The following is a 26,719-nucleotide window of genomic DNA, read 5'->3' as shown; positions in this document are numbered from 1 at the left end:
CTACAGGATATGGGTTATGGTTCAATTATGGGCGATTCCTCCACGGCATGAATACCGGGGTCTCCTCGCCCTTTTAGATGAATACCTGGATTACATGGAACGTGATGACTCGAAAGTATCGTTTCAGGATTATCTTGCTTCCGGCGGTTTTCCGGAGTTCCTGAGAACAGGAATGGATGAAGTCCTCCAGAATCTTCTGCTGGATATCATTGCGCGGGATATCATCTTCAGGAACCCCGTAAAAAACCCGAGGATAGTAACAGAAATTGCAGTCTATCTTTTGGGAAATAGTGCCAGGGAGTTCACGCTCTCAAAAATACAGAAGATTTTTTCTGCAATTGGATCGGTTACCACCATCGCATCATATGTGGAGCTGCTTGAAGATGCATACATCATCTTCACCCTGCCACGGTTTTCTTATTCCCAGAAAAGCAGGCAGATCAACCCAAAGAAGGTATATGCCATAGATAACGGGCTTATTCGTGCAAATTCAATACAGTTCCCAGACGATCATGGCAGGTTCCTCGAGAACCATGTCTTCCTTGAGCTCAGGAAGCGGTATCGGGAACTCTTCTATTTCCGTGAAAAGGGTGAATGCGATTTTCTCGTTAAATAGAAGACAAAGATCACAAAGGCGATACAGGTCTGCTATTGCCTGACCACCCAGAATAAAAGGCGGGAGATCGAAGGACTGGTAGAAGCGATGGAGTTTTTTGAGCTTGATTGCGGATATATTCTGACGCTGGACCAGGAAGAGGATATTCACGTAGCCGGAAAAAGAATATCAGTTCTTCCGGCTAGGAAATTCTCATATTGAACAGCCATGGGATCATGGATTCCCTCCGTATATGAGAAAGGAGGCTCTTCGCTGATCGGTATGGATTTTAATAGGGATCGAGTCATTCATCTGGCTATCAGGTGTTTGAATCATTCATCAGGATCTGCTCCCTCAGGCGCTGGATATCAAGAAATGATGGACGGTGAAAAAAAATTGAATTCCTGCCTCTTTGAGATTGGTTACCAAATATGCCGAATAGAACCTTGATCGAGGGAGAGAACCACAAAGAGCCCCACCGCCCCGTTCCCGTCCACAAGTGCTTCGCAGGGAGGTTGAACTGGCTGACCGCAGATTGCAGCGCGGGAGGGGCGGGAATGTTTCGGGGGCTGCCAGAGCAGATAAAACCCGATTCGAAGAATCGCCTTTCAGGTTGCTCTGATGAGCAAGGGTTTATCATCTCTGGCATCCCGTTCCCTCGCCACCCCGCCCCCCGATACCCGCGCCACAACTGCTTCAAACTACCCACATAAAATTGCGAAGAGGCAGAAAAAAGAGGTAGTGTCTATCCCTTCCTGATCCGCCACTGAAGCCTCGCCGTCAGGATGATGATCGTCACGGTAAAGAGCACCATCAGCGGGAGTTCCTGTGGGATGTCGCTTGGCAGGATGAAGAAGATCACTGCATACAGCGGAGTGAACATCGAGACGAGATCGCGCCTCGGATCGGCAAATGCCATCCCAAGCAGGAGGAAGGATGCGATGATACATCCCCAGATACCTGGTGCTGCAAGGAAGGGAAGGGGCAGGGTGATGCCAAGCGCGGTGAGTATCACACCGATGATGGCGACACCCGGCGTGAGATACCAGTACCGGTTGATTGTCTCTGCGAAGGGGGGGGTTGGTTTTTTCTGTGCCATTGATACCATTGTTTGTGCTTCGTATTGATATTCAATCGGTTTCTGCGATCGTCCTGAGGCGGGAGACGCCATCGATCTCCTGGATCACTTCACCAACTGCTCGCGGCACATACTCTTCCCAGTCATCTCCATTGAGCATCTTCTGCCGGATCGCCGTTCCGGAGAGGGTCTCCCTGAGGTACATCGGAGGTGACTTGATCGCAATTGATGCTTCTTTAAAGAGCTGGATCACAAGGGGATTTGAGGTATAGCAGATATCAAACGGGGGAGTCATCGAGGTGACATGGGCCACCCAGAGGGCGTTTCTCCTGAGATCCTCGATCGGGATCACATAGAACGGAGATCCGATCCCCTCTAGCGCGCGGGTGATCATCAGTACCCGCTCTCCGGCGGTGAAGGGGTTCTGCATATCATGGGAGAGCTGGGCGCTCCCGACACCGATGATGATCTCGTCAACCTCCTCTGCGATCCCTTCCAGCACCGCCTGGTGGCCGTTATGGTATGGCTGGAAGCGCCCGATATAAAAACCGCGTTTCATTCTCTCTGCACCCCTGAGGCGATCTGTGCGGCAAATGCACCTGCGGTGAAGCCTGCATCGATGTTCACAACAGTAAGCACCGCACAGGACTGGAGCATGCTGGCTAGTGCCGCCTCGCCTTTGCCCATATACCCGTACCCGACCGATACCGGCACCCCGATCACCGGCCTGGCAACAAGCCCTGCAACAACTGCGGGGAGCGTGCCTTCCCTGCCTGCACAGACGACATATGCGTCTGCGTCAAGGAGGGTTTGGAGTGCCGGGAAGAGGCGGTGAATCCCGGCAGCACCGACATCATATGCGGTGAGGGTTCGGCAACCCATCTCTTCTGCGATGATCCGCGCCTCTTCTGCCACCCGGATGTCCGAAGTCCCTGCGGTGATGATCCCGACTGTGCCGCTGTTGACTGGTTTTTCGGTTCCATTCGAGAGGATGACGATCCGTGCATCACGATAGTACTCACAGGTGAGATCGGGTGCGGCTTTTTTGATAGCATCAGCCTGATCAGGTGTTGTTCTGCTCGCAACACACCGGCCGGATGCTTCCACGTACCGCCTCATGATCTCAATGAGATGTGTGGTATCCTTCCCCTCAGCCAGCACCACCTCCGGGATCCCGCAGCGGATCGATCTGCCGAGGTCAAGCCGGGCGACCCCTGCGATCTCCTCCAGGCGGAGTCCGCTGATCTGATCGGCGGCTTCTTCTGGGGAGCATCTCCCGGATCTCACCTCTTCCATGAGATTCAGGATACGTGCATTCAATGGCATGGTCACTATTATCAAGGGACGAGGCGCATAATAAGTTCATTGTATGGATATCCTCTTTCTTGTCACCTGTTTTGGAGCCGCAGTTGTGATATTTCTCTGGATGCGTGATCTCAGAATCTACGGGAGAACCGGACTGCCACTCTACCGGAAGGCAGCACTGCGGGGCGTGATCTGGATGGCTCTTGCCTCTGTTGGGATTGCTTCTGCCTTCTTCGGCCAGCCGTTTCTCGGGGTAGGTCTTATGCTTGCTGCACTCTATCTCCAGGGAAGAGATGAACGGGAGAAGGTATGGACCAGCGAAGGGAACCTGGAGCGGTTCTTCGGCGCAGTGAAGACAAAGAAGAGACAATAAGTAGGTGAGATATCATGATCCAGAAACCACGAGGGACACGGGATTTCTTCCCCGATGAGCTGGAAGCACGAAGGAAGATCGAAGAGACGATGCGGGAGGCAGTCTCCCGCTGGGGGTATCGTGAGGTTTCCACACCTGTGTTTGAGAATCTCGAACTCTTCACCCTCCGGTCCGGTGAGGGTATCATCGGGGAGATGTATGCATTCCAGGATAAAGGCGGCCGCGACCTTGCGCTCCGTCCCGAATTGACAGCTCCGGTCCTCAGGATGTATGTGAATGAGGCAAAGGTGCTGAACAAGCCGGTTCGCTGGTACTATTTTGGAGACTGTTTCCGGTATGAACGGCCGCAGAAGGGGCGTTATAGGCAGTTCTGGCAGTTTGGAATCGAGCTTGTCGGCGCAGATTCTGCGATGGCCGATGCCGAAGTGATGGCAGTCGGCTATGATCTCCTGAAATCTACCGGAGTATCCTTTGAGCTGCGGATCGGCGATCTTGCGATGATGCGGAGCCTGCTTGCCGATCTTGAACCGGATCTCCGGAAGAAGATCCGTGCCTGCCTTGACAAACGTGATTATGGAGCACTTGATGAACTGGGGCTGGAAGGAGATCTGGCCGGATCCTTAACAGCGCTCATCGAGTCGAAGACACTGGATGATGCATTTGCGATCACAGGCAGCATCCCTGAAGAGGAGCGGATCCGCGAAACCTTCGCTATACTTGATGCACATGAGGTGCAGTATGTTCAGAACTTTGGGATCGCCCGCGGCCTCGACTACTATACGGGTTCTGTCTTCGAGGCATTTGCCGAGAATCTCGGTGCAGAGAACCAGATCATGGGTGGGGGAGCCTACCGCCTTGCCCACCTCTTCGGAGGCGAAGAGACACCCTCTGTTGGGTTTGCTATTGGGTTTGACCGCGTGATGGTCTCTCTTGGGGAGCATGAGGTGAAGAGGCCGACAACAGTTGCAGTTGCTGCAACCCCCGAGGGGCGGATCTTTGGGATCACGGTGGCTGCTGCATTCCGGAATGCCGGGATCCGGACGATTGCTGATCTGATGGGAAAGAGCCTCTCTGCACAGCTCTCGCAGGCGGCAAAACATGCAGATTTTGTGGCTGTGATCGGCGGCCGGGAGGCTGAGGCAGGTATGGTGACACTCCGGGATCTCGCATCCGGCAGCCAGCAGACCATATCTCTTGAGGAGGCTGTTGCCGGGGTGGTTGGCAGTGGTACTCGCTGAGGAGCTCGCCAAGCAACAAAAAAGCATCAGTGTTGCGGAGTTCTTTGAGAAGAACAAGCATCTCCTCGGGTTCGACTCCCCGATCCGGGGAATTATCACCACGCTGAAGGAAGCAATCGACAACGCACTCGACGCCTGTGAGGAGGCAGCAGTCCTCCCCGATATCCTTGTGATCATCAGGAAGACCGAATCCGGGACATTCACGATCGCAGTCGAGGATAACGGCCCCGGCATTATGCCCGAGCAGGTGCCCTTTGTCTTTGGAAAGCTCCTGTATGGATCCCGGTTTCACCAGGTGCGGCAGAGCCGGGGGCAGCAGGGGATCGGGATCTCGGCTGCGGTTCTGTATGCGCAGCTGACAAGCGGCATCCCCGCAACAGTGATATCACGCACCAGTGCGAAGACAAAGGCGCATCGGTTCACGCTGATGATCAAAACCCAGACGAATGAGCCGGATGTGCTCTCTCACGAGGAGATCGACTGGTCACTTCCGCATGGCACCAGGATCGAGCTTGAGTTTGCAAGCTCGATCTCGGCAAAAAAAAGGCTGCTTGAGTACCTGAAGTATACTTCAATTGTCAATCCCCATGCCCGGTTCCGGGTCGAGATCGATGGGGAGAGTTCCACCTTTGAACGGGTCTCCGGGGAGGCGCCCCCCTGCCCGCAGTCGATCAAGCCACACCCCTATGGGATCGAGTTTGGAATCCTGAAACGGATGGCTGCTGCCAGTGAGATGACGGTGGATCTCTTTCTTCAGAAGGAGTTCTCCCGTGTCGGGAAGAAGACGGCAGCAGAGATTTTATCTCTTGCAGGGGTGAAAGGAACCGCGGCTGTCTCGAAGCTGGAACCCGCTGATCTGAAGAAACTCCTCACAGCAATGCAGGAGACCAAGATCCCGGCGCCCCCGGCATCTACCTGCCTCTCCCCGATCGGTGAAGATCTGATCCTCTCCGGCCTTGAGAAGGAGTTTGCACTCGATTTTGTGAAGTCACGGAGCCGGGCACCGGGTGTCTTCTCTGGCCATTCGTTTGTGGTGGAGGCGGCAATCGGATATGGCGGTCGGCTTGAGGCAGATGGTGCAGCCCGGATACTGCGGTTTGCCAACCGGGTGCCTTTGCTGTATCAGCAGGGAGCATGTGCAATCACCCAGTCGGTTGCAGCAGTGAACTGGAAGAGCTATGGGATTGCACAGTCCGGCCTCCCGATAGGGCCGATCCTGATCCTTGTGCATATCGCCTCAACGAATGTTCCGTTTACGAGTGAGAGCAAGGATGCAGTCGCTTCGATTCCGGAGATCGAAAAAGAGATCGTTCTTGCACTCCAGGAGCTTGGCCGCGACCTGAAAGCCTTCCTCTCCCGGAGGGATCGGAACCGGATCGCAGAAGATCGTGCCCGTGCAGTCTGTGCAATCATCCCTGATATCGCCCGGAAAGTCGCAGAGATTGTGGAGAAGCCGGTTCCCGAGACTGCCGCTATTGAGGGTCGGATCATGCGGCGGGTTGTCGTGAAACGGGAGCTCCTTGACGGGAAGGTGCAGATTAGGATAGACAATCACACCACAAAACCAATTGAACTGACCCTCTATGATATCTCTCCTGATACGGGTGAGGGTGCAACGATTGCCCCGGACTTTTCATCTGATCTCGACGGCGAGGTGACCAAGTGCTGGCGGGTCACGGTGGAGCCCGCTGCTTCGTGGACAACGGCATATCCGGGTGCCGGGGGCGGGAGCCTGACGGTGCAGGGGATGGATGAGTCGAAGATGGTGGTGATGGATTGTGAGGAGTGAGTGGGGAAAAGAGAGTTGATACTTGGATATGAGTATAAAAATATAAAATATTTCAGACCTGTATTCCTGCACGGGTGAGGGCATCCTTAATGGAGGTGAGTTCCTTTCTGATCTCCTTGAATTCATCATTTAGATATGACCGGGTATCTTTCCTGAGGGACGTGATCTCATCCCGGGTCTCTTTTCCAACCTCAAGCATCAGGTCTTGTTTTTCGAGCATCTGGTCCTGTTTATGTAGCATCTGGTCCTGTTTATGTAGCATCTGATCCTGCTTATCCAACATCTGATCCTGCTTATTCAACATCTGATCCTGTTTATCCAGAGTCTGATCTTGTTTGTTGAGGCTGGTGTCAAGTTTCATATCCATACTATGCAGAACATTCCCGGCATAATCCATCCGCTCAAATGTCTCCAGCTGGATATCTCCCCTGATGATCTCAAAGTCGCTGTATGCTCCTGTGGGCTCTTCCCATTTGACGGTAAACGATTTGACAGCGATGGGGCGCTGGATAATGTTAATCCGGTTGATCAGCTCCAGCAGATCTGATTCTTTCCCTTCTGCAACGATCTCCACCTCTCCGGTCTCCAGGTTTTTTACATACCCGGAGATATCTGTTTCAAATGTCTCATTGTAGACATGCTCCCGATAGCCAACCCGCTGGACACGCCCCTTCGCAATAGCGACAAAACGTTTCATTGTACCTACTATGGAAGAAGAAGATAAAATAGTTTCTTCCGACCGGGGAGCAGAGATGTTAAAATTGAGCATAATTACATCGATTCAGCGTCAGCTGAGCCAGAAATAACCTGAATCTGAAATTGCCTGAATCTGAAATAACCTGAATCTGAAGATGCCCGAGCCAGAAAAATGTTTTGTGACTGACACAATCGATACGAAACAGAGGTCACGGGAATCACAGCCTTTCCTTTGCAGACTCCCGGATCTCCCTGGTTTCTGCTTTCAGCAGATCAAGTACCCCTGCATGCCTTGCATGCTTCAATCCTCCGGCAAACTTCTGTATGTTGCCTGTTTTTCCGGTCAAAGGATACTCCGCTGCTTCTCTCTTTTCTCTCTCTGCTCCATCGTGGGAACTGTCATACGTCTCTGAATAATACTCATCTTCAGACTCGTCTTCCATCTGTTTCACCTTAATCAAATCTTCATGTGCTCAAAACGCCCAGTACTCAACTCAACTCAACTCAATCCTTTCCCCACTCCGGCATCGGTGGCGAACCAGAGCGCCTCCTTGAAGCGATCTTCGCCGTCTCGACCATATGCAGATATTCTTCCCTGGTCAGCGGGAAGTGATGACGGTTTGCAAGGAGCTGGTTGGTCAACTACCCCGCCCTAAAGAGCGTGGCTTGCAATAGCGGTGTTACCACAGACATTGCAATTTAATCTGCACGAAGGTTGCTCGTAGTTGAGCCTTATTCGTACCGGTCGGTTGACGCGACCGCTACTGATTATCGGCGTCATAACCGAATCACCAGCTACATTTCTCAAATGGTTTAACGCACCATTGACATCCGCATTGATCACGATACCGGAACTGCTCTGATACAGTCCCCGGCTGATACGACGGCATCTTCCATACCATGGTTTCTGGATCGGATCGAGTGCCAGGGCATCAACCTGAGATGTGTACCGTTCATCATGGGAATCGTCAAAGTGTATCCCGAACAGCTCGCATTTTGACTGTAATTTTCGTCGAAATTTCGCATAGGGGATCTGGACGAAATTCTGGTTGTTTCTCGCACCATGATTGATCTCTTGTTTGATCCCATCCCATCGTGGCACAATAATGGTACCGATTTCGTGATCACATGCAAATCTGATGAGATAGGCGACGAACCGGTTCATTGCTTCGTTGATTTTGTTATTTCGTCTGATGAGGAGGCGTGACTGGCGGTGCGTAAACTCCTCGGTTAATCCCTGTTTATCTTTAATCGATTGTAATCGGGCGTTTTCTTTGTTGTACCACCGGTTGATTGATTTTAGATACGTACCATCGATAATCGAGGCAGTCCCGGTAGCAGTGTCAACGATTGTTGCAAAATTGGTAACGCCGAGATCAATTGCAAGATAATGGTCAGGATTAAGATGGGTTGGTTGAAGGGGAACCGTATACGCAAATTCGATCGTGTATACCTTCCCGTTATGGTGTGGCACAATGGTCACCTCACGGATCTGGTTTGGTTGAATCTGTGGAGGGATTTTGAATGTCAGTTCTTTCCCGGTTAATCCATGCCGTTTTTTAAACATCCGTGACATGCCGAGAGTGACATAGCCGTTTTGCATCGTGATATGCGATGCAGGAAATGCCAGTTTGTACCGTCCATCCTTCTCCAGATAGCGTGGAGGTCGTGGTTGACTGCTGAGTTCGCCACAGTGGTACATCCGCATGAGTGCAAAATACGAGATATACGCTTCTTCAACACTCCTGATCGTCTGTTGAGCAACATCACTATGGAGCAGCGGATAGTTCTCATTCTGGCGTGATTGGACATAATTTGAAACATCTTTGTAGGGAAAGTCTTTCTTCCGGGTATAGGGGAGAAAGGAACCGATACAGATAGTGATGCTGGATGCAATATCCGGTCGAACAGTTTGGAAAACCAGAGCATTTTCGCAATATTCGAAGTAATGCTGCCGGGTATTGTACAATGCAACATTGTACAAATTCTTTGAATGGTATGCGAGTGTGTCAATAATATGATACTGTCGTTGTGACAGTCGCAGATAGTTTGACACCGTTCGAATTACCATTTGATGGATATGGGTTGTACTACAGGATATGGGTTATGGTTCAATTATGGGCGATTCCTCCACGGCATGAATACCGGGGTCTCCTCGCCCTTTGAGATGAAATTGCAAGGGGCACACTGAATGATATTCTCGGAAAGGTATCTCAGTGGAATGCCATCCCAAAAGAAGAACTACTGCAGATGCTCCGTTAGGGATTCCGTCTCCCTATGCCGGGTTTTCGTGCCCCAGCCCCCCGGTACCCGCGCCGCACCTGCTTCAATTACCCTCAATGATCCGGTTGTTGCATCGGGATCTCTATCCGGGATCTTTTCCCACGTCCCTAAGAATTCTGGAAAAACACAAGCGATCAGAATTTTGGAGAAGAGTCAAAAATATTATGACAATATAATTTATATATCAGAATACCGAATAACCTGCAGATCTGAAAAGCGTGCAATTATTTCAAAATCCTTATCAGCCGTGATGATTTGATCGACATTGGAGGCACAGGCTGTACCTGCAATCAAAATAGCAAGCGCGTTCACAGGAGTTCCTGCAGCCTTCATCCTCGCCGAGATGGCACTCGCATAGTGAGCTGCTGGAAGAGAAAAATCCAGAATCTCAATTTCAGCAAACAATCTCTGAAAGAATTCTTCTTCTTTCTTTGAACGAAGACGCTTGGCCCCGGACATTATCTCATAATACGAGATGACAGAAACAACAGGGATCTCATTCTCCGGAATGAACGATGTGTATTTTTCATCTCTGAAAAAGTCGATAAGAAAAGATGAGTCAAGGAGTATCATATTCTTTCCTTTGCCGACTCGCGAATCACCCGAATCTCTGCTTTCAGTGTATCAAGGTTCTTTGAATTCTTCAAAGCACCGGCGAACTTCCTGATATTCCCTGTTTTATAGGTCAGCAGACGATCTATCACATCGCTGAAACTATCATGCTCTTCTTTCATCTGCCTAAGCATATAATAGGTGTCCTCACGGATGGTGATCGTCTTCATAATATTGTGTATTAAACACGATTATATAAATATTTTACCTTAGCACTGAGAGTGGCAAGTATAAGTCATTTCAGGCGCGATAGCGCCCTAATCCCCATGGCGGTGCGAGCAGCACCGCTCGGTGACCATTTGGATCGCCCACCCCGAGGACAAAAGCGGGGGATTGAGCAGTGCCCCCCCGCGGAGTCGGAGTGGGTCAAGGTTCAATGAAGACCTTTATGTGGAAAAAATCACCATTATTGTCAGGCTATGGGAAATGCCCGAGTGATCCATCAATGAAACCAGATATCCAGTTCATCAAAGAAGAGCCTTCAGAGATAAAACAGATGCTCCATGAGTTGCTTTTACACCATGAAGTGGTAGGAATGATGAAGCTATCGAGCCACTCCCTACACCAGTTTCTTCAGGATGAGCCGGATATATATTTCCTTGATGATGCAAAGATTGTGAATCGATGCAAGGAATATTACTAGTGAAAGGGTTATCAGGATCTTTTCGGAGGGGCGCATACAAGAAAGATACGGGCTTTTATGACATAAATACGAACTATTTTCCATCCAGACAAAAGATTATTACTCTAGAGAAAGAAGATATCAATTATCATGACCAGTTTTGGTGTTGTCATTGAAAAGGACGACGATGGCTATTATGCCCATATACCAGCAATCCAGGGATGCTATGCGCAGGGTGATACCTACGAGGAGGTCCTCACAAATATACAGGAAGTGCTACACCTGATTCTTGAAGAGATTGTGGCATCAGGCCAGAAGATTCCACTCAGCGAGCAGATCAGCTTGACAACCATCGATGTAACAGTGTAGTATTTCATGGTTCGTACACCTCGTATTGATGCCAGAAAGATCTCCTCTGTTATCGAGAGATATGGATACAAAATGATTCGTCAGAGAGGAAGTCACAGAATATACGAGAATTCTGATGGGATCAGGGTAGTTCTTCCTGTTCATTCAGGAGCAATTATTCACCCAAAAATTGTCACCACAATATCACGGGATACTGGGATTCCTATTGAGGAATTCAGTTGAGAAATTGCTTGCTAATTCAGCAATCATATATGAAATGATTCAGAGTATCATCAGGAACCAGTAAAATAATGGGTGGTACTAATTCAGGATGTCGCATACAATATACTCGTTGGCACATTATAATCCAAAAAGCCATTACTTATGGATACCGTTGATTGTCACCCGTTGACAATAGGTTTTTAAGAGCGTTTACTACAGAGGAACCCACATTGAAAGAAATTCCAGAGAGCGATCAGAAGAAGAACACACACACAATCGGCCGCCTCGTTGAGATTGCACAGCAGTGGTACGACCAGATCGCAGATGGCGAGATCCCCTCTATCCGGCTGCCGACCCGGACGAAACAGAATATCACCTATGATGATGCGACCGAGGTCTGGAAGTACGGGGAGAAGGAGAGCACAAGGGCTGCTTCAACTGCCCGGGGTGCCACACATCTCCTGAAGATGGCCTATGTGATCGGGTTTCTGAAAGGGCAGCTCACAGAGAACCGCTCATCAACACTCAGGGAGATGTACTATATCTCGGAGTCCTGGAAGAAGGCGAAGTTCACTGCCCAGGACGAGAGCAACTATCTCGTCGAGGATCTAGAGATTGTCACCGCACTCGAACGCGAAGCATTCCATCTCCGGCCTGAGGAGGATGGGGCGACGATATTCGGGCCGGTCAGGATTCGGGAGACGACCCGCCGTGGTGCCCGCGAGATTCATTGCCGGGATGATGTCGGGGAGGCCGGGTATGCGATCCCAAACAATGTCGGGAGTGTCGAGTTTATCGATCATGACGCGAAGTTTGTCATTGCGATGGAGACCGGCGGTATGTATGCCCGTCTCCAGGAGAATGGCTTTGACGAGGAGTACAACTGTGTCCTCGTCCATCTGAAGGGGCAGCCGGCCCGGTCGACCCGGCGGATGCTGAAGAGGCTGAACGAGGAGCTGAAACTCCCGGTTCTTATCTTCACAGACGGCGACCCCTGGAGTTACCGGATCTATGCCTCGATCGCCTACGGCTCGATCAAGAGTGCGCATATGTCTGATCTCCTGGCCACCCCGGCAGCCCAGTTTGTCGGCGTCCAGCCCTCAGACATCAGGGATTACGATCTCCCCGCCGACACCCTCAGTGAACAGGACATCGCCGCACTCAAGGCGGAGCTGACCGACCCCCGGTTTGCGACAGACTACTGGCGCGAGCAGATCAATCTCCAGCTCTCGATGGGGCTGAAGTCGGAACAGCAGGCATTTGCGGCGAGGGGGCTGGATTTTGTGACGGGAGAGTACCTGCCGAGGAGGTTGAAGGAGATGGGGGTTGTGTGAGAAGTGTTGATATTGAAAATAATCAGAATATTTTAATAATCCTTTTTGCATCTCTTCAACCTATATTCAGCCTTCTTTTGTTCCATTACGTCAAAAACTCGCCTTCCCATCCAGACGATCCATCCCAATAAAAGAAGGGGATACAGTTTCGAGAAAAAAGGTGAACCATATTTTTGGATGATGATCTGTTTCTCCCGGTTCTCAATGTCTGATAATGTGCTTGTTTTAGAGTCCTGATGAAGCCGAAAATCTGCAAGCGGTCCACCCTGAAGATATTGTGTGTCACCATAATTGACAAGACGAATAAAAAGATCCAGATCCATACAAAATCTAAAATTTTTATCAACCCCGCCAGCCTTGATATAAGTATCTTTTCTCCAGAAACACCCGGGCTGAGGCCATTTGCCCAAAGCGGTATTAACCGTCAGGAAACGATTTGGTCGGGCTGCAACTATGGTATAGAGATATTCACTATGTTCATTAATAACACGGACATCTCCATGAACAAAAACTGAATTCGCATTATGATTATTGAAAGCTTCAGCTATCTTTCTGAAGGTGTCAGGCAGGTATCTATCATCGGAGTTGATCCAGGCAAGTATTGTACCAGATGATCGATCAAATCCTTTCGCAATCGCATCAGCCTGCCCCCCATCTTCTTGGGAAACCCAGGAGAGGAAATTTTCATATTTTTTAATAATTGAGATTGTATCATCAGTACTTCCACCATCCATAATACAATACTCAAGATTCGGATAGCCTTGCAGGAGCACCGATCTGATCGTCTCCTCAATAAATACACCCTGATTAAATGATGGTGTAACTATACTTATCTTCGGCCATGGCTTCCCATCCGGCATAACATCAGGCAGCTGAGGCGTCTCTTCTGTCCACGGCCAGCCGGTTCTGCCTTCCGGGGGAGATGGGAGATCGGCAAGGGTTGGGCAACGCATACTCAAGAATCTCTTTACACAAAGATACAGATTCCTATTGAGGGTTGTGGAATAAGGGTAAGTATTCAAATATATAATTTGAAATTAAATAAATCAATATAAAATACTTTCATATACTTTTTTTGTTTGCTTTGCAGATTTACTCCAGCTAAAGTCTTTGGCTCGTTCAAGTCCTTTCATTATTAATTTATCTCTAAACTCTATATCATACAAAATAGCTTCTATTGCATGACTAAGAGAACTTTGATCATTTGTATCGAAATAAATTGCTGCATCTCCACCAATCTCTGGGAATGAACTTGTATTATTTAGGATAGTAGGACACCCACAAGAAAACGCTTCAAGTATTGGAAGACCAAAGCCTTCGTAGAGGGAGGGGAAAACAAAAGCTTCAGCATTCTTATACAATTGTTTTAAAATACAGTCATTTGGTCTGATATGATACACCTTGGATTTTATATTTAATTCTTCAAATAATTTCTTTTCCGAGGGAGTGAATGTTTGACCGCCTGCACAGTAGAGAAACAAATTTTTTTCTTTATTTAGTAACTGAGAAATCGAAGCACAAAATAAACGAAAGTTCTTATAGCCCTCTCTGTTACCAACAAATAAAATATATCTCTTACTAATTATTGAAGGATCTATTTCATTATTTCCATCAACACATTTTACTGTTTTTTCCAATGGATTACCGTGATAAACAACATGGATAAGATTTGAATCAATATCATATAGTTTTATAATATCTTGTTTTGTACTTTCAGAAATTGCTATAATTTTATCAGCTCTTTGAATTAACTGTCTTTTCCATTTCTTAGATCTATCAAAATATGAAAAGTAATCGGGATAGAGCTCATGAATCATATCATGAACAGTCAGAACAAATGGTGTATTTTTAAGATGTTTTAAAAAATAAGGATTATAATAGGTTGGATGAAAGATATCATAGTTCTGTTTTTTTAAAATGTGGGTGGATTCATGAAGATTAATTAATCTTAAATAAATTGAATTTTTGCACAAGCAATTCCACTTGTTTATAAAATTAAGAAAATGTGAATCCTCATACATATTGTTAGACCAATATTTATTCAAAGACTCCTGTGCAAGTAAGTTTTCATTATTTGAAAAACGAAGACCAAGAGAGATATTTAGATCGGCATCTAGTGATAATTCATTCATCAATTCGCAAAAATATCGTGATATTCCACCGTATCTCTGCATAGAAAAAATTTGATGATCATATAATATTTTCAATTAGATATTCCCCCTTTGTTTAAGACTCTCCATATCATCAATTGTTTTACTTTTTAAAATCAATGAAATTATTGGATATACAAACCAATATGAATTTATCAAAATCATAAATAATAAACTATTTATTTTTCTATCTGTAAAAATATGCACATTATTATACGAATAGACATTTAAATTAAAATTTTTAGCTATGAAATTTAATGTATCATGAGAGTAAAATGAAACGTGCTGTCCGTGCTCCAGACCATAATACCACCATTCGCCAGGTTTTGGCGTTGGCGAGGGGAGTAATTGTGTTGAAAAGATTACATTTCTTGAAATGGCAAGTATTTTTTCAATATCGTCAATAGGATTGATAAAATGTTCGAAGCTCTCAAATGATGTCAGTACATCAATTTTTAAATTGTGAATATAATCAAAACCTTGGGCAAAAAGGTTGGGAGTATAAGGATCAAACCAAAATGAATCAAATCCAATATCTCTCATTAAACGAGTTAAAATACCATACCCACCTCCATAATCCAAATGCCTACGGGATTTTGCAAAAAAACAAAATATTAAACATGACGTTATTTTCGAAAGGTAAATATTTCTGGATAAAAGACCAGTATCTGAAACATTAATTGGTTTTTTATAAGCCTCATCTAACCAAACGATGTTATCTGGACATAAATATTTACATTGCGGACATTGGTAGAATAATGTTGAGTATTTATTGATAACTCGAGCAGAAAAAACATTATCCATTTCGTTTCCACAAATCTTACATTTTTTTCTCATAGAGATCACAATACACGAAATTTTATAAACGTAATAGTCTCAATATTAAAGAGACTATATATTTTCACCCCACATCAGACAACCAGCTTTTTTTTAATTATTACCTAAGGAAAAGTATAATTGTTTTATTTTCTTCAACAATTTCAATAAAATGTTCCCGCCAGAAAATTGTTTTTTCTCAGTATAAAGATCAGCTTCCATATTAGGCATAATATATTCTGGGTGTATGAGAGGGAATATCATCTTTTCAGTTTTCATATTTGACAACCCACTTTTCCCTTTCGTATGAACTGCCTCAGGACCAAATCCAATATTCGTAACTAAATTTTTACAAGGTAAAATTGTAAGTTGGTTTTGTATCCAGCTCATAAATAACCACTGATAATCCCATGTTAAAATGTCGTTTTTATAACATTTATCAAAAATTTTTTTCCAATATTGATAAATAGATCTTTTTGTTAGATAATACCTTAGTAAATGGTTACTACGTATTTCGGGCCATAACATCATATTTGGATCGTAGTTCTTCCATGCACGCCGCCATGAGGCCCAACCCCAAATATGAGTATATCGGGAAAAATAATAACTATAATTATCAACTTTCCTTCCAAATTGAAAATTATTTCCACTAATCATAGCAATTCGATCATCGTCCTTATATTTTTCCAGGAGTTCCTGGCAAAATTGAAAAAAACTTATATCAGGTACGCAATCATCTTCAAGGATTATTCCCATCTCTTCGTTTTCAAAAAACCAGGTTATTGAAGAGCAGATAGACGACTTAATATCAAGATGTTCATTATGATATAATCGGTGAACCTCACAATTCCAATCCACAGATTCAATTAATTTACGGACGACATGCCATTTTTTATTATTCTCAAAATCATCCCTATCAGGAGTATTTTGAGCTAAATATAATTTTTCAGGTTTAATTTGTCTAATCACATTAAAAACCAAGATTGTTGTTTCAGGTCTGCAATATGTAAGAAATAAAACAGGTGTTTTAAATCCATTTACTGGATAGGTTGTATCATTTGATAAAATATTCAATCACCTATAACTGAATCTTCAACACATTTTTTACACACTTCATTTAAATAATATTGTCCCTCTTTGTGAATCTTTCTCAAATTTTTTATTTTATCAGATTTCCAAATCTCAGAGATTGTATTAGATTTAATATTCCCTAATTTTAATTGTTCGCCATAAAATGTACAACAGGGCAATATATCTCCCTCATTATTAATAACCAACTGTTTATACGGAAATGAACATTTAAATCCAATTTGTCTTTTATCTTGAGTGGTTTTACTTCCAACATTTTTACTGCTGATCGGAGGTTTGACCATCTCCTGAATACCTATCATATCTACTTTATCAATCCAATAATCAACGAATGATTCCAACTCACTCTCATTTAATTCGGTACGAACAAAATTAACCCTAATTAATGGAGTCAAAGAGGACATTTTCTTTTTTATATTAATAAGAGTCTCAATATTATTTATTACACGTTCAAAGTTTCCTCCAGGACGAACTAAATTATATGTACTCTCTGTAGTTGCATCAATTGAGATTTGAATTCTCGTTAATCCAGCTTTTATGAATTGTTCCATAACTGTTTTATTCAAAAGAAGGCCATTTGTACTTAAATAAATATCAACCACACCAATTTTATTTGCATAATCAATAAAATCAACAATATCATCCCTGATAAAAGGCTCATTAATGTAATTTAATTTTACCGCCCTCAGCCCTTTTGTTATACCCTCATCTAAAATCTTTTTATAATCATCAAATTCAAACCAAGTATTTCTTCCTTTCCCTTTGTTTGTTTCTGCAGATAGGGGACACATTGGACATTTTAAGTTGCATGATGCATTTAACTCAAAATCAAGTTGTATAGGAAAATCAGTTTCCACTTCCAATCTACTAAGCTGATCATATAATAATCTATATTCATCCCATCTATGAACACCAATGAGATCTCGTAAAAGATCCATAGAATCACGACCAATAATCCCGGTTAATTCATTTGGTCGCAAATCAATTTTTGACTTATTGTTATTCATTAATTACTCCTTCCAAATTCTCCACTTAGGATTGGAATACCATAACTCTTCTAACTCGGTTTTATCTCGTAATGTATCCATACATTTCCAGAAATTTTGATGTTCATAAGCAAATAACTTACCGTCTTTTGCAAGATTTTCTAATGGTTCTTTTTCAAATACAACATTTTCACCATCAGGCAAGTAATCGAATATTCCTGTATTACATACAAAAAACCCTCCATTCACAAGTTGAGTGTTATCGCCATGGAATTTCTCTCGAAATTGTCTGATTTTATTATCATCTCCTAAATCCACTGCACCAAATCTTGATTCAGGATGTACAACCGTCATAGTAATAATCCCGTCATGCGATTCATGAAAATTTATAAGATCATTAATATTGATATCTGCAACAGCATCCCCATATGTTAATAAAAATGGATCCCCGATAAATTTTTTAATTTTTTTTATTCTCGAACCCGTCATTGCCAACTCACCGGTATCGATTAAAGTAATAGACCATGGTTCCGAACATTTTTTGATCATTTTTATTGAATTATCCTTTAAATTTATGACAACATCATTTTGATGAAAACAATAATTTTTAAAATATTCCTTAATCATATATCCTTTATAACCAAGACAAATTACAAAGTCATTAATGCCATAATACGAATATATTTTCATAATATGCCAAAGAATTGGTTTACCTCCAATCTCAACCATAGGTTTTGGTCTAAATCCTGTTTCTTCACTTAATCGGGTGCCTAAACCACCTGCAAGAATAACTGCCTTGAGTGTCATAATTAAACCACTATAAATCAATATATACAACAAATGTTTCAATTCAAGTATTAAACATTCTTTTTCACACCCAACATCATTAGTATTATAATATTAACAACACCCCAAATAACTTATTATCCAAAGAATAATTTTATCTTAATGAAAATAAATGTCCTTTTTAAAACCCTGAGTGGTAATTTTACGTACCAATCAATCCCATTAATCACTCTACATAATACATTAGGACGGATATAAGTTCTCACGCCATCTTTTTCTATCCAGGATATTTTGCTATGAGAGGTCAGTTTTTGATATTTATGGGGAACACCTGATTCAAGCAATCCATATGCATATACAGTGCATGCACGTTTAACAATATCTCGAGGAATTTCATATTTATTCGGCAAATGTCCAAGTTCTGCACTCTCCTTTAATATAGTTAATAATTCATCATGCGATTCTGGTTCAATTGTCCCACCCAGCCCCCGATAAGAAGACACACCCATTAATATAGAGGGTTTTCCCATATAAGCTGCCTCGATGCCAATAGTGCTGCCAAATGTTAGAATGATATCACAGATCTCAATAAGTTCATAAGAACTAATTTTTGAAGAGGGAGGAATATATTTGACATTATATCGTTTTCTAACGATCGCATTTAATTCAATAATTTGATCATTAAATAATTTTTTTAGATTTGGATGAGCCCGTATAATAAATAAAATATTTTCATCTTTTAACCCATTTAATATTTCTTCAATACCATGATTTTGATCAACATAAAATGGATTTATATGTTCAGAAATTGCAACAAATTCATCTTCACTGGATATAAAAATGCCAACTTTTAATCCAGAAAAATCTCTTACATCATTTAATTCGGATGATCCCCTTTTGTGCTTATATGCAAACGGATTTATTTTTCCGCTGAGATCCCCAATCCTATTATTATACCATTCATTGGCAATAATTTGCTTCTGTGCCTCATTATCCTTAGAAGCATCAAATGTTTTTTTGAAATAACCTTGCATATTTATTAAATCATGAGGGTAGGTATTATCAATCAGTATATATTTTCTATAATTTGAACTAACCTCAAAAACTTTTGTATCAATACCAAAATATTGTCCAATTCTTAATGCGGGTCGATATGCAGATATCCGTCCATTAAAAAGGATAAAAACATCAGGATTTTCTTTTAAAATGTGGTTTTTAATTGAAAAATGCACTATAAGCGCATTATTCAATAACTTTTTCGCCATATCTCTATTTTTTTCACTCAATGGAGGTTTTGGATTTCTTGTAAGTGATACCAATTCGCTAAAAGCAGCTAGTCCAACATCACTACCACCAATATCAATAGATTTTAAATCATCCCAAGAGTTAATTGAACATGAAAGCACATCATCGATCACCTTTTGATCAGCAGCATTGATAAACCGGATTCCTTTTAAGACAACCTTTTCAGATTTTAACCAATTATAACCAGCTTTAAGACGGGAGTGACAACACATACATTTTATTTTTCGTATTTTTTGATTATCGGGACATAAAGCCAAATCACCCATACAAGAAATCATCACAACATCATATCCTTTAGCAAGATAATTATCTACAATTTCAAGTTCCGTTTCCAGTCTTGGAAAATATGGAAATGAAGTATATATTAGCATTTTTTTCAATTGAGTCATTATCCCTCTCTTCTCAAACAAACAACTATAAATTCAATCAATTATCCAATTAATATTATTTATTATCATTGAACCAATTATTCAAAATTGTTTAAATCCACCAATTGATCGCTTTCCAACTTTTAACCTCTAAACGAACATATAGCTCCAACATTTTTATCAACATAAAAAATTATCCAACCATCCCCCACTCAACCGCTTCACCCTTCTTCAAATCCCTATTAACCCGCGTCCCCAATAAAACTTCATAATACTTCGGCGCAAGCCCCAGCCCCGGCCGGACGCACCGCAGGTTCTCCCGCGTGAAGACATCCCCGGCCTTCATATCCTCGGCAACATACAGCGAACGCCGGAACATCAGGGATCTCTTCTCCGCCTCAGTCGGCCCATACACCACCCCGCCAAGCGACTGCCAGGCGCGCTCCGTCTCCTCCACCAGCATCCGGAGCTCGGCAGGCTCCATCGAGAAAGCACTATCGACCCCTCCATCGGCGCGGCTGAGCGTGAAGTGCTTCTCGATCACTGTTGCACCATGGGCAACCGCCGCCACCGCCGCGCCGATACCAAGGGTGTGATCGGAGAGCCCGACCTCGCAGCCGAAGAGCTCGCGCATGTGCGGTATGGTGAGGATATTGCTATTTTCGGGGGTTGCGGGGTAGGTGCTCGTGCACTTGAGGAGGATTATGTCCTGGCACCCGGCATCGCGGGCGGTGCGGACCGCCTCATCGAGTTCTGCGATTGATGAATACATACATTTACCATCTTATTAGATCTAAAACATGCGTTAACTAATTAAACCTTGACTTTCCCACTATTACCATTTCATCTGACAATCGAGCCATATCCAATGTGTTTTGAAATAGTGGGATGAATTCACGCAGGGATTGTATTACAGAATCATCACCCAACTTATGAGTCAATTGAGTAACTAATTCATAAGCATCCATGCCAAAATACCATGCGGCAATAATATCAAAATTGCTGTCTACAAATGCTGTTGATAAAGACGAATCGGTAAAACAATGAATATGACCCAGTGGATCCAGATGCCGAATAATACTATCAGAAAAAACACTCTGAACTGTAGTGCTAAAACTATTCCATCGAGGTACTTCTGCAATACACAGTCCCTCTTTACCAGATAGTAGCATGGAAGCGGTTTTTAGCATATCTAATGGATTTGGCACATGTTCAATGACTCCCCAAAAGGTAATTAGTTCATAATCGTAAAATATATTATATTTCTCAAGAAAATCAACATTGATCAAATCAAACCCAAAGTTTTCTTTGCAAAACATCCTGCCAGGTTCACTAATCTCAACTCCTTCAGCTTTGAGACCCAAGTTTCGACATGCCTGAACAAAATGACCACTTCCAGCTCCAACATCTAAAATAGAGCTTGGTTTTCTTCCATAAATTCTTTCGAATTGTTGTATTGCCCAAATTGCTTTTGGTTGTGCAACCTGAGCAATTCGAGTTTCTAATGTTTTTTTATCTGAATAAGTCCTCTGGTAATGCAGATCCTTGGAATAGAAATCATCTAACTCCGCTTTTGACGGTCTTTCCTTGAGGAAAATATGGTGACATATTGAACATTGGACATAAACAGCTCCATAGATATTCATTTTTTCTCGAGAATTAGAAACACAAGAATTACAAATTGGGCAAAATTCAACCTGATACATATCAGTTTTATCACCAAAAAGAGAGGATCTCGTTATTCTTATTTGATTTACATTTTCAGAGAACGTCTTTAAAATATTAATCTTTAAAGAAGTAATATCAATTGGTTTATTAAACTGTACATTAACATCAAATTTTTGTTCACTTTCAGAATCCAAATATACCCATGATTCATCTTGATTCGAATTAGATGGTTCAAAGGGTGTTGTCCTAACCCATTGTTTTTTCATAATGATTCTCCATCGAATGTTTCATAATTTATATACAATCCGCCCTATCATAAATGCCTCAGCAGCTTCTACTCCGACAGTTGCACCTCTCCAGGTGGCAAGGGCCTCGACAGCCTTTAGAGAGCGGGGGTGGGGAAATGGCCGTAATTCCTTTTCATATGCCTGCAAAGCATCCAGTTTTGTGGGAAGAGTGCCAGTTATATCATAGAATACATCCGGGGCAAACATCTGATCAGAACAGGAGGGTCTCCATTCTGTTGATGATGGCACTTCAAAGAAGAGCAACTCTTTCACTGGGCACCCCGGTTGGGGGCGGCATGCCGCAATCACCGCATCATGCACAATCCGATGATCGATATTGACATCTCCGGCATGGTGTGTAAAAACCATTGAAGGGCTATGCTGAGCAATAAATTCCTCGATATGTTTGATAATATCAAGGCGATCAAAGCTATCCAATCGATTATCAGGAAAATTTAATGCTGTGACAGAACTACATCCAAGAATCTTGCAGGCTTTTTCTGAAGCAGCATTACGCGCAGCAAGACGATCAATATTTACATCGCTATAAAATCTATCTCGTGCTGTTTCCCCTTCCGAAATAAAAAGAATTACAATATTATGATTAATTGCCAATCGGGCAAGGGTTCCACCACACCCAAGGACTTCATCATCTGGATGAGCAGCTATAACTGCAATCGTTTTAGTCATCTTTCCTCCTGATGTAAACCTTGGCGCTAATCTCATTCTCAGACATTGTTGCATCAAAAAATTCGAAATGGAAAAAACTTGTTTCTAAAAAGGCTTTTGGATAACCATCTCCATCAAGCATTCTAATATAATCATAGACCAGATTTAATTCATCTAATTCTGATAGATTACCTTCACTTGGATTTCGACGTTTAAAGATTACTGGTTTTCCATTTTGTTCTACTGGCCGAGGATGATGACGTATAATATATATAATCATTTTTTCAATAATCGATGAAGCACGTTGAAGGATATCTTCAACAGTACCGTGGAGGGAAAGAGGACATTTACAATAAATCGGACCGGCATCATATTCTTCGATACATTTTAATGCGGATATTTGCGTATTTTGATGGCCATATAAAATGAGATTTTGTATTGGGGTTCCACCACGACCGTATGGGAGATCAGTTGGATGAAAAATTACACATTCATATTCATTATAGATATCCTCAGGGATTTTCCATGACCAATGAGGAAAAAAAAGGAATTTTGGATTTATTCTTTTAATTTTCTCTATTGTTAACTCTTCAGGAGTTCGTAGACGGATTATATAATAGTTCTTCAAATAATCACGGAGGTTGTTTTCCAGAATATCATTACGAGAATGAGGTGACGCGACAACAATATTATTATTTTTTAAATCACTATTCATGTATATACTCCCAATCTAATCATTTTATCGATTAAAATAAAAATCATACTAAACTATTACTTACCCACTCCTTGCTTAATAAAGAAAATATTATAGAATTATACCATAAACCTTCAAAGTAATGATGATCTCTTAAAGTTCCATCTATTTTAAAACCTGCTTCAGTAAAAAATCTCTTTTTTTTATTATCGAAATCAAAAACTTCAACCCAAATTTTATTTAAACCAAGTTCATTAAAACCATAATCTAATAATAATTTACTTGATTCTTGTGCATAGCCACAATCATCAATATATGATCCATTCCAACCGATGATAAGGTATATTTCTGCATGTCGATGAACCCAATTAATATAACATAATCCACAACTGCCCAACAACTCCTGGGATTCAATATTCTTTATGGAAAACATTATAGTTGATGGATCGTTTAAAACTCTCGATTCATACCAAATCTCTTGCATTGAAGTGTTAATTTCCCGGTATTCCCGGCAATTCATCTTAATTTCAGGAAGATTCCTCCATTCTTTTAACTGAAGTAAATCATCCCTTTCAATTGCTTCAAGATAAATTTTCTCTCCCTTAATCATCTAATTCACTCCAAGTGATATATTGATCTTCATATACTCTCTGATTGAGTTTTTTACCAACAATATCATTTAATTGATAAGGATGTATTCCTTCTTCTTTGAATGGTCGAAGTGGAATTACATCATTTGATGAGAGGATATGACCCTCCTCAAGGTTCTGTTTATAATACAAACCCCTCCTCTGGACAATGAACGATTCTTGTTCATTATCTTCAATTTTTTTATTACCATCCCCAAGTGACATAAATAACTCTGTCGACCTGTCTACCATATCCCGCCAGGTAGCTGGATTCATTGAAAATTTATGATCAGGACCTGTACGTGAATTATCGTCAGTAAAATGTTTTTCGATAACACGAGCACCAAGAGTAATTGCCCCCAATACAGTGGCATGTCCAAAGGTATGATCAGATAAACCAAGTATACATTGAGGATATAATATTCGATACTGTTTCAGCACATTTAAATTAACATATTTGTAGTTTTCTGGATTTGCAGTATAGTTTGTATTACACTGCATAAGAATTAATAAAGGGTTAACAGCTAAAATGCTATTTACTGCACGGACAACATCATCAATCGCTGAAGCCCCAGTTGCGAGAAGAACGGGTTTATTTTTTGTTGCAACGTACTCGAGAAAATCTATCCATGAAATATCCCCTGATCCAATTTTATAGCCATTGAGAAATGGATCTGTGGCATCTACTGAATGATGATCATAGGGTGTAGTAAGATACTCAATTCCAACATCATCACATTTATCTTTTAATAAAGGTGTCCATTCAATAGGTATGCTCGCATCCTGATACACATTATACACAGATTTATTCCAGGAAGACTGATGAGAGAGCTTTTTTCCAATTGATTCAAAACCTCTTTTACTCACAATTGTTGGAGCTGAAAAATTTTGAAATTTTGCACAATCTGCACCAGCCTCTTTGGCCAGTTCAATAAGTTTCAAAGCCCTATCCAGATCTCCATCGTGATTTGCTGCAATATCAGCAATAAAGTACGGAGGAGTATTATGAGATATTTTTTTATTACCAAGCGTAATTACAGGTTGATTCATAATATCACTATATTCTCCCAATAGTATTCATCATAACGGATCATGGTTGACATTTTATTGTTTTTTCGTATTCAGAATCATAAAGGCGTTTAAATTCCTGAAGACTTTCTAATGGGGATCGAATTGATATATTCAGGCTTTTTTTTACCTTTTCATTACTCATACCCATATGCTTCGACCTACATGCCTTAAAGGCAAAATCCTCAACCGAACCCATAATAATCTCTCCAGTTTGAATATCAAAGGTTTTCTGTAGGTTTTTTCCGAATTCGTATTTAGAAATTGATCCTGTTCCACACACATGATAAAGCCCATGAACTTTCTTTTCAACCATTTTTTCGATTATAAAAGTTAAATCATTCACAAGAATCGGAGAGAAATACACATCATTAAATAAAGTCAGGATTTCATCATTTTTTAAGGAATTAAGTATCCATTCCCCAATACTCAATTTTTGACGCATATTATAACCATATATATTCGTTCTTATAACCAAATTATGTTGATATTTGAGGACTTCATTCTCAGCTTCAACCTTGGTTTTACCATAAATATTCAATGGATTAACTGGATCAGTTTCAATATACAGATCCTCCGAAAAACCATCAAAGACCGCATCAGACGAGATAAATACTAGCTGAATATTATAATTATTACAAATTGTTGCTAATTCTTTCGTAATAACCGTATTCAAAACAAATGCTTCATCAGGATTTTCTTCACACCAGTCAACATTAGTTGCCGCTGCACAATGAATAACAGCATCAGGTTTACATGTTTTGATAATTTCTGCTAATTTTTCAAAATTGCGTAGATCAATCTTATGAATATGGACTGATGGAATGTCGATTTGATTGCGATCAATTCCTTCAATAAGATGACATCCAGAGAGCAAATATGCAATATTTCCTCCCAGTAATCCTGCTATCCCTGTAATGAATAATTTCATTGTTTTTCTCACGTTGAATAAGTTCATCGCCAAAACTAATGATATGCCGCAAATAAACGTTCTGCTTGCAACCAATCCTCTAGTGTATCTATATCCTGCACCCTATAACGAGGCAAAATATACGGGATAGCTCTTTCTGAAAATACAATCCTTTCATCCCTCCAAGCTTGTGCGTTACCCCAGTAGAACTGTCCAGCATCATGATATGCCTCCTCAAGATCCTGTGAACGGGTATTAAAATGTTCAGGTTGAAACATTTCAACTCTATTATTATCATTTATTTTGATAGCTCGTTGAATAGGAAATGGAAAACTTGTAACAGAAAAAACATAATCACATGCATTGCTCTGTAACAGGGCTAGCCCCTCTCGAAGATCTAGTGAGGTAACAAAGGGGGCCGTTGCATAAATACAACACACCTGTTCAAATTCTATACCGTGTTCCAAATACCAATCAATTGCATGGTGAATGACGGGGATCGTCCCAATATAATCGTTTGATAATTCAGGTGGGCGATAAAACGGAACTTCGGCTCCATATTTACGAGCTACTTCAGCAATTTTAATATCATCTGTGGATACAATTACCTTATCAAAACAACCACTACCCAGTGCAGCTTCAATTGACCAGGCAAGTATCGGTTTACCACAAAAATCTTTAATATTTTTATGAGGTATTCGTTTACTACCTCCTCGAGCGGGGATTACTGCAAGTCTCATATTTGCACCTGAACCAAATAAATAATTTATTTTTATATTAATAACATATAATCACATTC

The 26,719-nt window shown here is 42.2% G+C and carries 31 protein-coding genes; 8 read left to right on the top strand and 23 right to left on the bottom strand.

The features are described from left to right. Positions 1–16: 16 nt before the first annotated feature. Positions 17–616, top strand: coding sequence for an ATP-binding protein (locus ACZ44I_RS03570; RefSeq protein WP_464548691.1), 600 nt, complete (start codon positions 17–19; stop codon positions 614–616). A gap of 724 nt (positions 617–1,340) precedes the next feature. On the opposite strand, the gene ACZ44I_RS03565 is transcribed toward ACZ44I_RS03570, so the two are convergent. The 3 genes from ACZ44I_RS03565 to larB are packed head-to-tail and all read right to left on the bottom strand — an operon-like array spanning position 1,341 to position 2,999. Continuing rightward, positions 1,341–1,694, bottom strand: a complete 354-nt coding sequence (locus tag ACZ44I_RS03565) for a hypothetical protein (RefSeq protein ID WP_464548693.1) — start codon at positions 1,692–1,694, stop codon at positions 1,341–1,343. A gap of 31 nt (positions 1,695–1,725) precedes the next feature. Beyond that, positions 1,726–2,232 carry a nicotinamide-nucleotide adenylyltransferase gene (locus tag ACZ44I_RS03560; protein ID WP_464548695.1) on the bottom strand — a complete coding sequence of 169 codons (507 nt, stop codon included), beginning with the start codon at positions 2,230–2,232 and terminating at the stop codon, positions 1,726–1,728. Continuing rightward, positions 2,229–2,999 (bottom strand): nickel pincer cofactor biosynthesis protein LarB, encoded by a 771-nt coding sequence (gene larB / locus ACZ44I_RS03555; RefSeq protein WP_464548696.1) that lies wholly within the window; start codon positions 2,997–2,999, stop codon positions 2,229–2,231. Before larB ends, ACZ44I_RS03560 begins: the two co-directional genes overlap by 4 nt. Positions 3,000–3,042: 43 nt before the next feature. Here larB and ACZ44I_RS03550 point away from each other — a divergent pair, with 43 nt between their 5' ends. Genes ACZ44I_RS03550 through ACZ44I_RS03540 form a run of 3 tightly spaced genes read left to right on the top strand, consistent with a single transcriptional unit; the run spans position 3,043 to position 6,378 of the window. Next, positions 3,043–3,351 carry an ABC transporter permease gene (locus ACZ44I_RS03550; protein WP_464548698.1) on the top strand — a complete coding sequence of 103 codons (309 nt, stop codon included), beginning with the start codon at positions 3,043–3,045 and terminating at the stop codon, positions 3,349–3,351. Positions 3,352–3,365: 14 nt separating this feature from the next. Further along, positions 3,366–4,589 (top strand): histidine--tRNA ligase, encoded by a 1,224-nt coding sequence (gene hisS, locus ACZ44I_RS03545; protein WP_464548700.1) that lies wholly within the window; start codon positions 3,366–3,368, stop codon positions 4,587–4,589. Continuing rightward, positions 4,576–6,378, top strand: coding sequence for a DNA topoisomerase VI subunit B (locus tag ACZ44I_RS03540; RefSeq protein WP_464551659.1), 1,803 nt, complete (start codon positions 4,576–4,578; stop codon positions 6,376–6,378). The genes hisS and ACZ44I_RS03540 overlap by 14 nt, the downstream gene beginning before the upstream one ends. A gap of 52 nt (positions 6,379–6,430) precedes the next feature. On the opposite strand, the gene ACZ44I_RS03535 is transcribed toward ACZ44I_RS03540, so the two are convergent. The 5 genes from ACZ44I_RS03535 to ACZ44I_RS03515 form a co-directional block, all read right to left on the bottom strand. Beyond that, positions 6,431–7,075 carry an acylphosphatase gene (locus ACZ44I_RS03535; RefSeq protein ID WP_464548701.1) on the bottom strand — a complete coding sequence of 215 codons (645 nt, stop codon included), beginning with the start codon at positions 7,073–7,075 and terminating at the stop codon, positions 6,431–6,433. A gap of 217 nt (positions 7,076–7,292) precedes the next feature. Further along, positions 7,293–7,526 carry a hypothetical protein gene (locus ACZ44I_RS03530; RefSeq protein WP_464548703.1) on the bottom strand — a complete coding sequence of 78 codons (234 nt, stop codon included), beginning with the start codon at positions 7,524–7,526 and terminating at the stop codon, positions 7,293–7,295. A 200-nt stretch (positions 7,527–7,726) separates the two neighbouring features. Next, positions 7,727–9,145: an RNA-guided endonuclease InsQ/TnpB family protein gene (locus tag ACZ44I_RS03525; RefSeq protein WP_464548705.1), complete on the bottom strand. Its 1,419-nt coding sequence runs from the start codon at positions 9,143–9,145 to the stop codon at positions 7,727–7,729. Positions 9,146–9,534: 389 nt separating this feature from the next. Further along, on the bottom strand, positions 9,535–9,930 hold the full coding sequence (locus tag ACZ44I_RS03520) for a type II toxin-antitoxin system VapC family toxin (RefSeq protein ID WP_464548707.1): 396 nt from the start codon (positions 9,928–9,930) through the stop codon (positions 9,535–9,537). Then, on the bottom strand, positions 9,927–10,139 hold the full coding sequence (locus ACZ44I_RS03515) for an antitoxin VapB family protein (RefSeq protein ID WP_464548709.1): 213 nt from the start codon (positions 10,137–10,139) through the stop codon (positions 9,927–9,929). Before ACZ44I_RS03515 ends, ACZ44I_RS03520 begins: the two co-directional genes overlap by 4 nt. 206 nt (positions 10,140–10,345) lie before the next feature. Here ACZ44I_RS03515 and ACZ44I_RS03510 point away from each other — a divergent pair, with 206 nt between their 5' ends. The 4 genes from ACZ44I_RS03510 to ACZ44I_RS03495 all read left to right on the top strand — a co-directional run bounded on the left by ACZ44I_RS03510 (position 10,346) and on the right by ACZ44I_RS03495 (position 12,495). Next, complete coding sequence (locus ACZ44I_RS03510) at positions 10,346–10,612, top strand: hypothetical protein (protein ID WP_464548711.1); 267 nt, start codon at positions 10,346–10,348, stop codon at positions 10,610–10,612. A gap of 129 nt (positions 10,613–10,741) precedes the next feature. Further along, on the top strand, positions 10,742–10,960 hold the full coding sequence (locus ACZ44I_RS03505; RefSeq protein WP_464548713.1) for a type II toxin-antitoxin system HicB family antitoxin: 219 nt from the start codon (positions 10,742–10,744) through the stop codon (positions 10,958–10,960). Positions 10,961–10,966: 6 nt separating this feature from the next. Further along, on the top strand, positions 10,967–11,182 hold the full coding sequence (locus ACZ44I_RS03500) for a type II toxin-antitoxin system HicA family toxin (RefSeq protein ID WP_464548715.1): 216 nt from the start codon (positions 10,967–10,969) through the stop codon (positions 11,180–11,182). Positions 11,183–11,400: 218 nt separating this feature from the next. Beyond that, positions 11,401–12,495 carry a DNA topoisomerase IV subunit A gene (locus ACZ44I_RS03495; RefSeq protein WP_464551660.1) on the top strand — a complete coding sequence of 365 codons (1,095 nt, stop codon included), beginning with the start codon at positions 11,401–11,403 and terminating at the stop codon, positions 12,493–12,495. A 32-nt stretch (positions 12,496–12,527) separates the two neighbouring features. Here ACZ44I_RS03495 and ACZ44I_RS03490 read toward each other — a convergent pair whose 3' ends face one another. The 15 genes from ACZ44I_RS03490 to pseF all read right to left on the bottom strand — a co-directional run bounded on the left by ACZ44I_RS03490 (position 12,528) and on the right by pseF (position 26,660). Further along, entirely contained in the window at positions 12,528–13,448 is a 921-nt protein-coding gene (locus tag ACZ44I_RS03490) for a glycosyltransferase family 2 protein (protein ID WP_464548717.1), read from the bottom strand. 93 nt (positions 13,449–13,541) lie between these two features. Then, positions 13,542–14,669 carry a glycosyltransferase family 4 protein gene (locus ACZ44I_RS03485; protein WP_464548719.1) on the bottom strand — a complete coding sequence of 376 codons (1,128 nt, stop codon included), beginning with the start codon at positions 14,667–14,669 and terminating at the stop codon, positions 13,542–13,544. Between the two features lie 33 nt (positions 14,670–14,702). After that, positions 14,703–15,482 (bottom strand): class I SAM-dependent methyltransferase, encoded by a 780-nt coding sequence (locus ACZ44I_RS03480; protein ID WP_464548720.1) that lies wholly within the window; start codon positions 15,480–15,482, stop codon positions 14,703–14,705. A gap of 93 nt (positions 15,483–15,575) precedes the next feature. After that, positions 15,576–16,535, bottom strand: coding sequence for a hypothetical protein (locus tag ACZ44I_RS03475; RefSeq protein ID WP_464548722.1), 960 nt, complete (start codon positions 16,533–16,535; stop codon positions 15,576–15,578). Continuing rightward, complete coding sequence (locus ACZ44I_RS03470; RefSeq protein WP_464548723.1) at positions 16,532–17,557, bottom strand: radical SAM/SPASM domain-containing protein; 1,026 nt, start codon at positions 17,555–17,557, stop codon at positions 16,532–16,534. The genes ACZ44I_RS03475 and ACZ44I_RS03470 overlap by 4 nt, the downstream gene beginning before the upstream one ends. Before the next feature lie 3 nt (positions 17,558–17,560). Further along, positions 17,561–18,343 carry a glucose-1-phosphate cytidylyltransferase gene (gene rfbF, locus ACZ44I_RS03465; RefSeq protein ID WP_464548725.1) on the bottom strand — a complete coding sequence of 261 codons (783 nt, stop codon included), beginning with the start codon at positions 18,341–18,343 and terminating at the stop codon, positions 17,561–17,563. A gap of 116 nt (positions 18,344–18,459) precedes the next feature. After that, a complete protein-coding gene (locus ACZ44I_RS03460) occupies positions 18,460–20,016 on the bottom strand; it encodes a hypothetical protein (protein ID WP_464548727.1) in 1,557 nt (518 codons plus the stop codon). A 172-nt stretch (positions 20,017–20,188) separates the two neighbouring features. Beyond that, positions 20,189–20,767, bottom strand: a complete 579-nt coding sequence (locus ACZ44I_RS03455) for an N-acetylneuraminate synthase family protein (protein WP_464548729.1) — start codon at positions 20,765–20,767, stop codon at positions 20,189–20,191. Positions 20,768–20,804: 37 nt separating this feature from the next. Continuing rightward, positions 20,805–21,929 (bottom strand): class I SAM-dependent methyltransferase, encoded by a 1,125-nt coding sequence (locus ACZ44I_RS03450; protein WP_464548731.1) that lies wholly within the window; start codon positions 21,927–21,929, stop codon positions 20,805–20,807. A gap of 21 nt (positions 21,930–21,950) precedes the next feature. Continuing rightward, the gene (locus ACZ44I_RS03445; RefSeq protein WP_464548733.1) at positions 21,951–22,640 is read right to left on the bottom strand and encodes a PIG-L deacetylase family protein; all 690 of its coding nucleotides are present in this window, start codon (positions 22,638–22,640) and stop codon (positions 21,951–21,953) included. Next, positions 22,633–23,334, bottom strand: a complete 702-nt coding sequence (locus tag ACZ44I_RS03440) for a formyl transferase (protein WP_464548734.1) — start codon at positions 23,332–23,334, stop codon at positions 22,633–22,635. The genes ACZ44I_RS03445 and ACZ44I_RS03440 overlap by 8 nt, the downstream gene beginning before the upstream one ends. 43 nt (positions 23,335–23,377) lie before the next feature. Further along, positions 23,378–23,923, bottom strand: a complete 546-nt coding sequence (locus tag ACZ44I_RS03435) for a GNAT family N-acetyltransferase (protein ID WP_464548735.1) — start codon at positions 23,921–23,923, stop codon at positions 23,378–23,380. Then, positions 23,916–24,992, bottom strand: coding sequence for an N-acetylneuraminate synthase family protein (locus ACZ44I_RS03430; protein WP_464548737.1), 1,077 nt, complete (start codon positions 24,990–24,992; stop codon positions 23,916–23,918). Before ACZ44I_RS03430 ends, ACZ44I_RS03435 begins: the two co-directional genes overlap by 8 nt. A gap of 40 nt (positions 24,993–25,032) precedes the next feature. Then, on the bottom strand, positions 25,033–25,968 hold the full coding sequence (locus tag ACZ44I_RS03425; protein WP_464548739.1) for an SDR family oxidoreductase: 936 nt from the start codon (positions 25,966–25,968) through the stop codon (positions 25,033–25,035). 8 nt (positions 25,969–25,976) lie between these two features. Continuing rightward, on the bottom strand, positions 25,977–26,660 hold the full coding sequence (gene pseF, locus ACZ44I_RS03420; RefSeq protein WP_464548741.1) for a pseudaminic acid cytidylyltransferase: 684 nt from the start codon (positions 26,658–26,660) through the stop codon (positions 25,977–25,979). Between the last annotated feature and the right edge of the window lie 59 nt (positions 26,661–26,719).

The organism is Methanocalculus pumilus, assembly GCF_055382585.1.
Note: the sequence above shows the minus strand (reverse complement) of the source record. Positions and strands in the feature narration are given on the sequence as shown.

Bases quoted from the DNA above. Each gene is read 5' to 3' on its own strand.
- ACZ44I_RS03490 (WP_464548717.1), bottom strand. From the start codon at position 13,448: ATGCGTTGCCCAACCCTTGCCGATCTCCCATCTCCCCCGGAAGGCAGA.
- ACZ44I_RS03520 (WP_464548707.1), bottom strand. From the start codon at position 9,930: ATGATACTCCTTGACTCATCTTTTCTTATCGACTTTTTCAGAGATGAA.
- rfbF (WP_464548725.1), bottom strand. From the start codon at position 18,343: ATGACACTCAAGGCAGTTATTCTTGCAGGTGGTTTAGGCACCCGATTA.
- ACZ44I_RS03435 (WP_464548735.1), bottom strand. From the start codon at position 23,923: ATGATTAAGGGAGAGAAAATTTATCTTGAAGCAATTGAAAGGGATGAT.
- ACZ44I_RS03565 (WP_464548693.1), bottom strand. From the start codon at position 1,694: ATGGCACAGAAAAAACCAACCCCCCCCTTCGCAGAGACAATCAACCGG.
- ACZ44I_RS03525 (WP_464548705.1), bottom strand. From the start codon at position 9,145: ATGGTAATTCGAACGGTGTCAAACTATCTGCGACTGTCACAACGACAG.
- ACZ44I_RS03430 (WP_464548737.1), bottom strand. From the start codon at position 24,992: ATGAATCAACCTGTAATTACGCTTGGTAATAAAAAAATATCTCATAAT.
- ACZ44I_RS03560 (WP_464548695.1), bottom strand. From the start codon at position 2,232: ATGAAACGCGGTTTTTATATCGGGCGCTTCCAGCCATACCATAACGGC.
- ACZ44I_RS03535 (WP_464548701.1), bottom strand. From the start codon at position 7,075: ATGAAACGTTTTGTCGCTATTGCGAAGGGGCGTGTCCAGCGGGTTGGC.
- ACZ44I_RS03515 (WP_464548709.1), bottom strand. From the start codon at position 10,139: ATGAAGACGATCACCATCCGTGAGGACACCTATTATATGCTTAGGCAG.
- ACZ44I_RS03450 (WP_464548731.1), bottom strand. From the start codon at position 21,929: ATGAAAAAACAATGGGTTAGGACAACACCCTTTGAACCATCTAATTCG.
- larB (WP_464548696.1), bottom strand. From the start codon at position 2,999: ATGCCATTGAATGCACGTATCCTGAATCTCATGGAAGAGGTGAGATCC.
- ACZ44I_RS03440 (WP_464548734.1), bottom strand. From the start codon at position 23,334: ATGAATAGTGATTTAAAAAATAATAATATTGTTGTCGCGTCACCTCAT.
- ACZ44I_RS03505 (WP_464548713.1), top strand. From the start codon at position 10,742: ATGACCAGTTTTGGTGTTGTCATTGAAAAGGACGACGATGGCTATTAT.
- ACZ44I_RS03470 (WP_464548723.1), bottom strand. From the start codon at position 17,557: ATGAATAACAATAAGTCAAAAATTGATTTGCGACCAAATGAATTAACC.
- ACZ44I_RS03500 (WP_464548715.1), top strand. From the start codon at position 10,967: ATGGTTCGTACACCTCGTATTGATGCCAGAAAGATCTCCTCTGTTATC.
- ACZ44I_RS03445 (WP_464548733.1), bottom strand. From the start codon at position 22,640: ATGACTAAAACGATTGCAGTTATAGCTGCTCATCCAGATGATGAAGTC.
- ACZ44I_RS03550 (WP_464548698.1), top strand. From the start codon at position 3,043: ATGGATATCCTCTTTCTTGTCACCTGTTTTGGAGCCGCAGTTGTGATA.
- ACZ44I_RS03460 (WP_464548727.1), bottom strand. From the start codon at position 20,016: ATGACTCAATTGAAAAAAATGCTAATATATACTTCATTTCCATATTTT.
- ACZ44I_RS03480 (WP_464548720.1), bottom strand. From the start codon at position 15,482: ATGAGAAAAAAATGTAAGATTTGTGGAAACGAAATGGATAATGTTTTT.
- hisS (WP_464548700.1), top strand. From the start codon at position 3,366: ATGATCCAGAAACCACGAGGGACACGGGATTTCTTCCCCGATGAGCTG.
- ACZ44I_RS03485 (WP_464548719.1), bottom strand. From the start codon at position 14,669: ATGCAGAGATACGGTGGAATATCACGATATTTTTGCGAATTGATGAAT.
- pseF (WP_464548741.1), bottom strand. From the start codon at position 26,660: ATGAGACTTGCAGTAATCCCCGCTCGAGGAGGTAGTAAACGAATACCT.
- ACZ44I_RS03455 (WP_464548729.1), bottom strand. From the start codon at position 20,767: ATGTATTCATCAATCGCAGAACTCGATGAGGCGGTCCGCACCGCCCGC.
- ACZ44I_RS03425 (WP_464548739.1), bottom strand. From the start codon at position 25,968: ATGAACTTATTCAACGTGAGAAAAACAATGAAATTATTCATTACAGGG.
- ACZ44I_RS03510 (WP_464548711.1), top strand. From the start codon at position 10,346: ATGAAGACCTTTATGTGGAAAAAATCACCATTATTGTCAGGCTATGGG.
- ACZ44I_RS03570 (WP_464548691.1), top strand. From the start codon at position 17: ATGGTTCAATTATGGGCGATTCCTCCACGGCATGAATACCGGGGTCTC.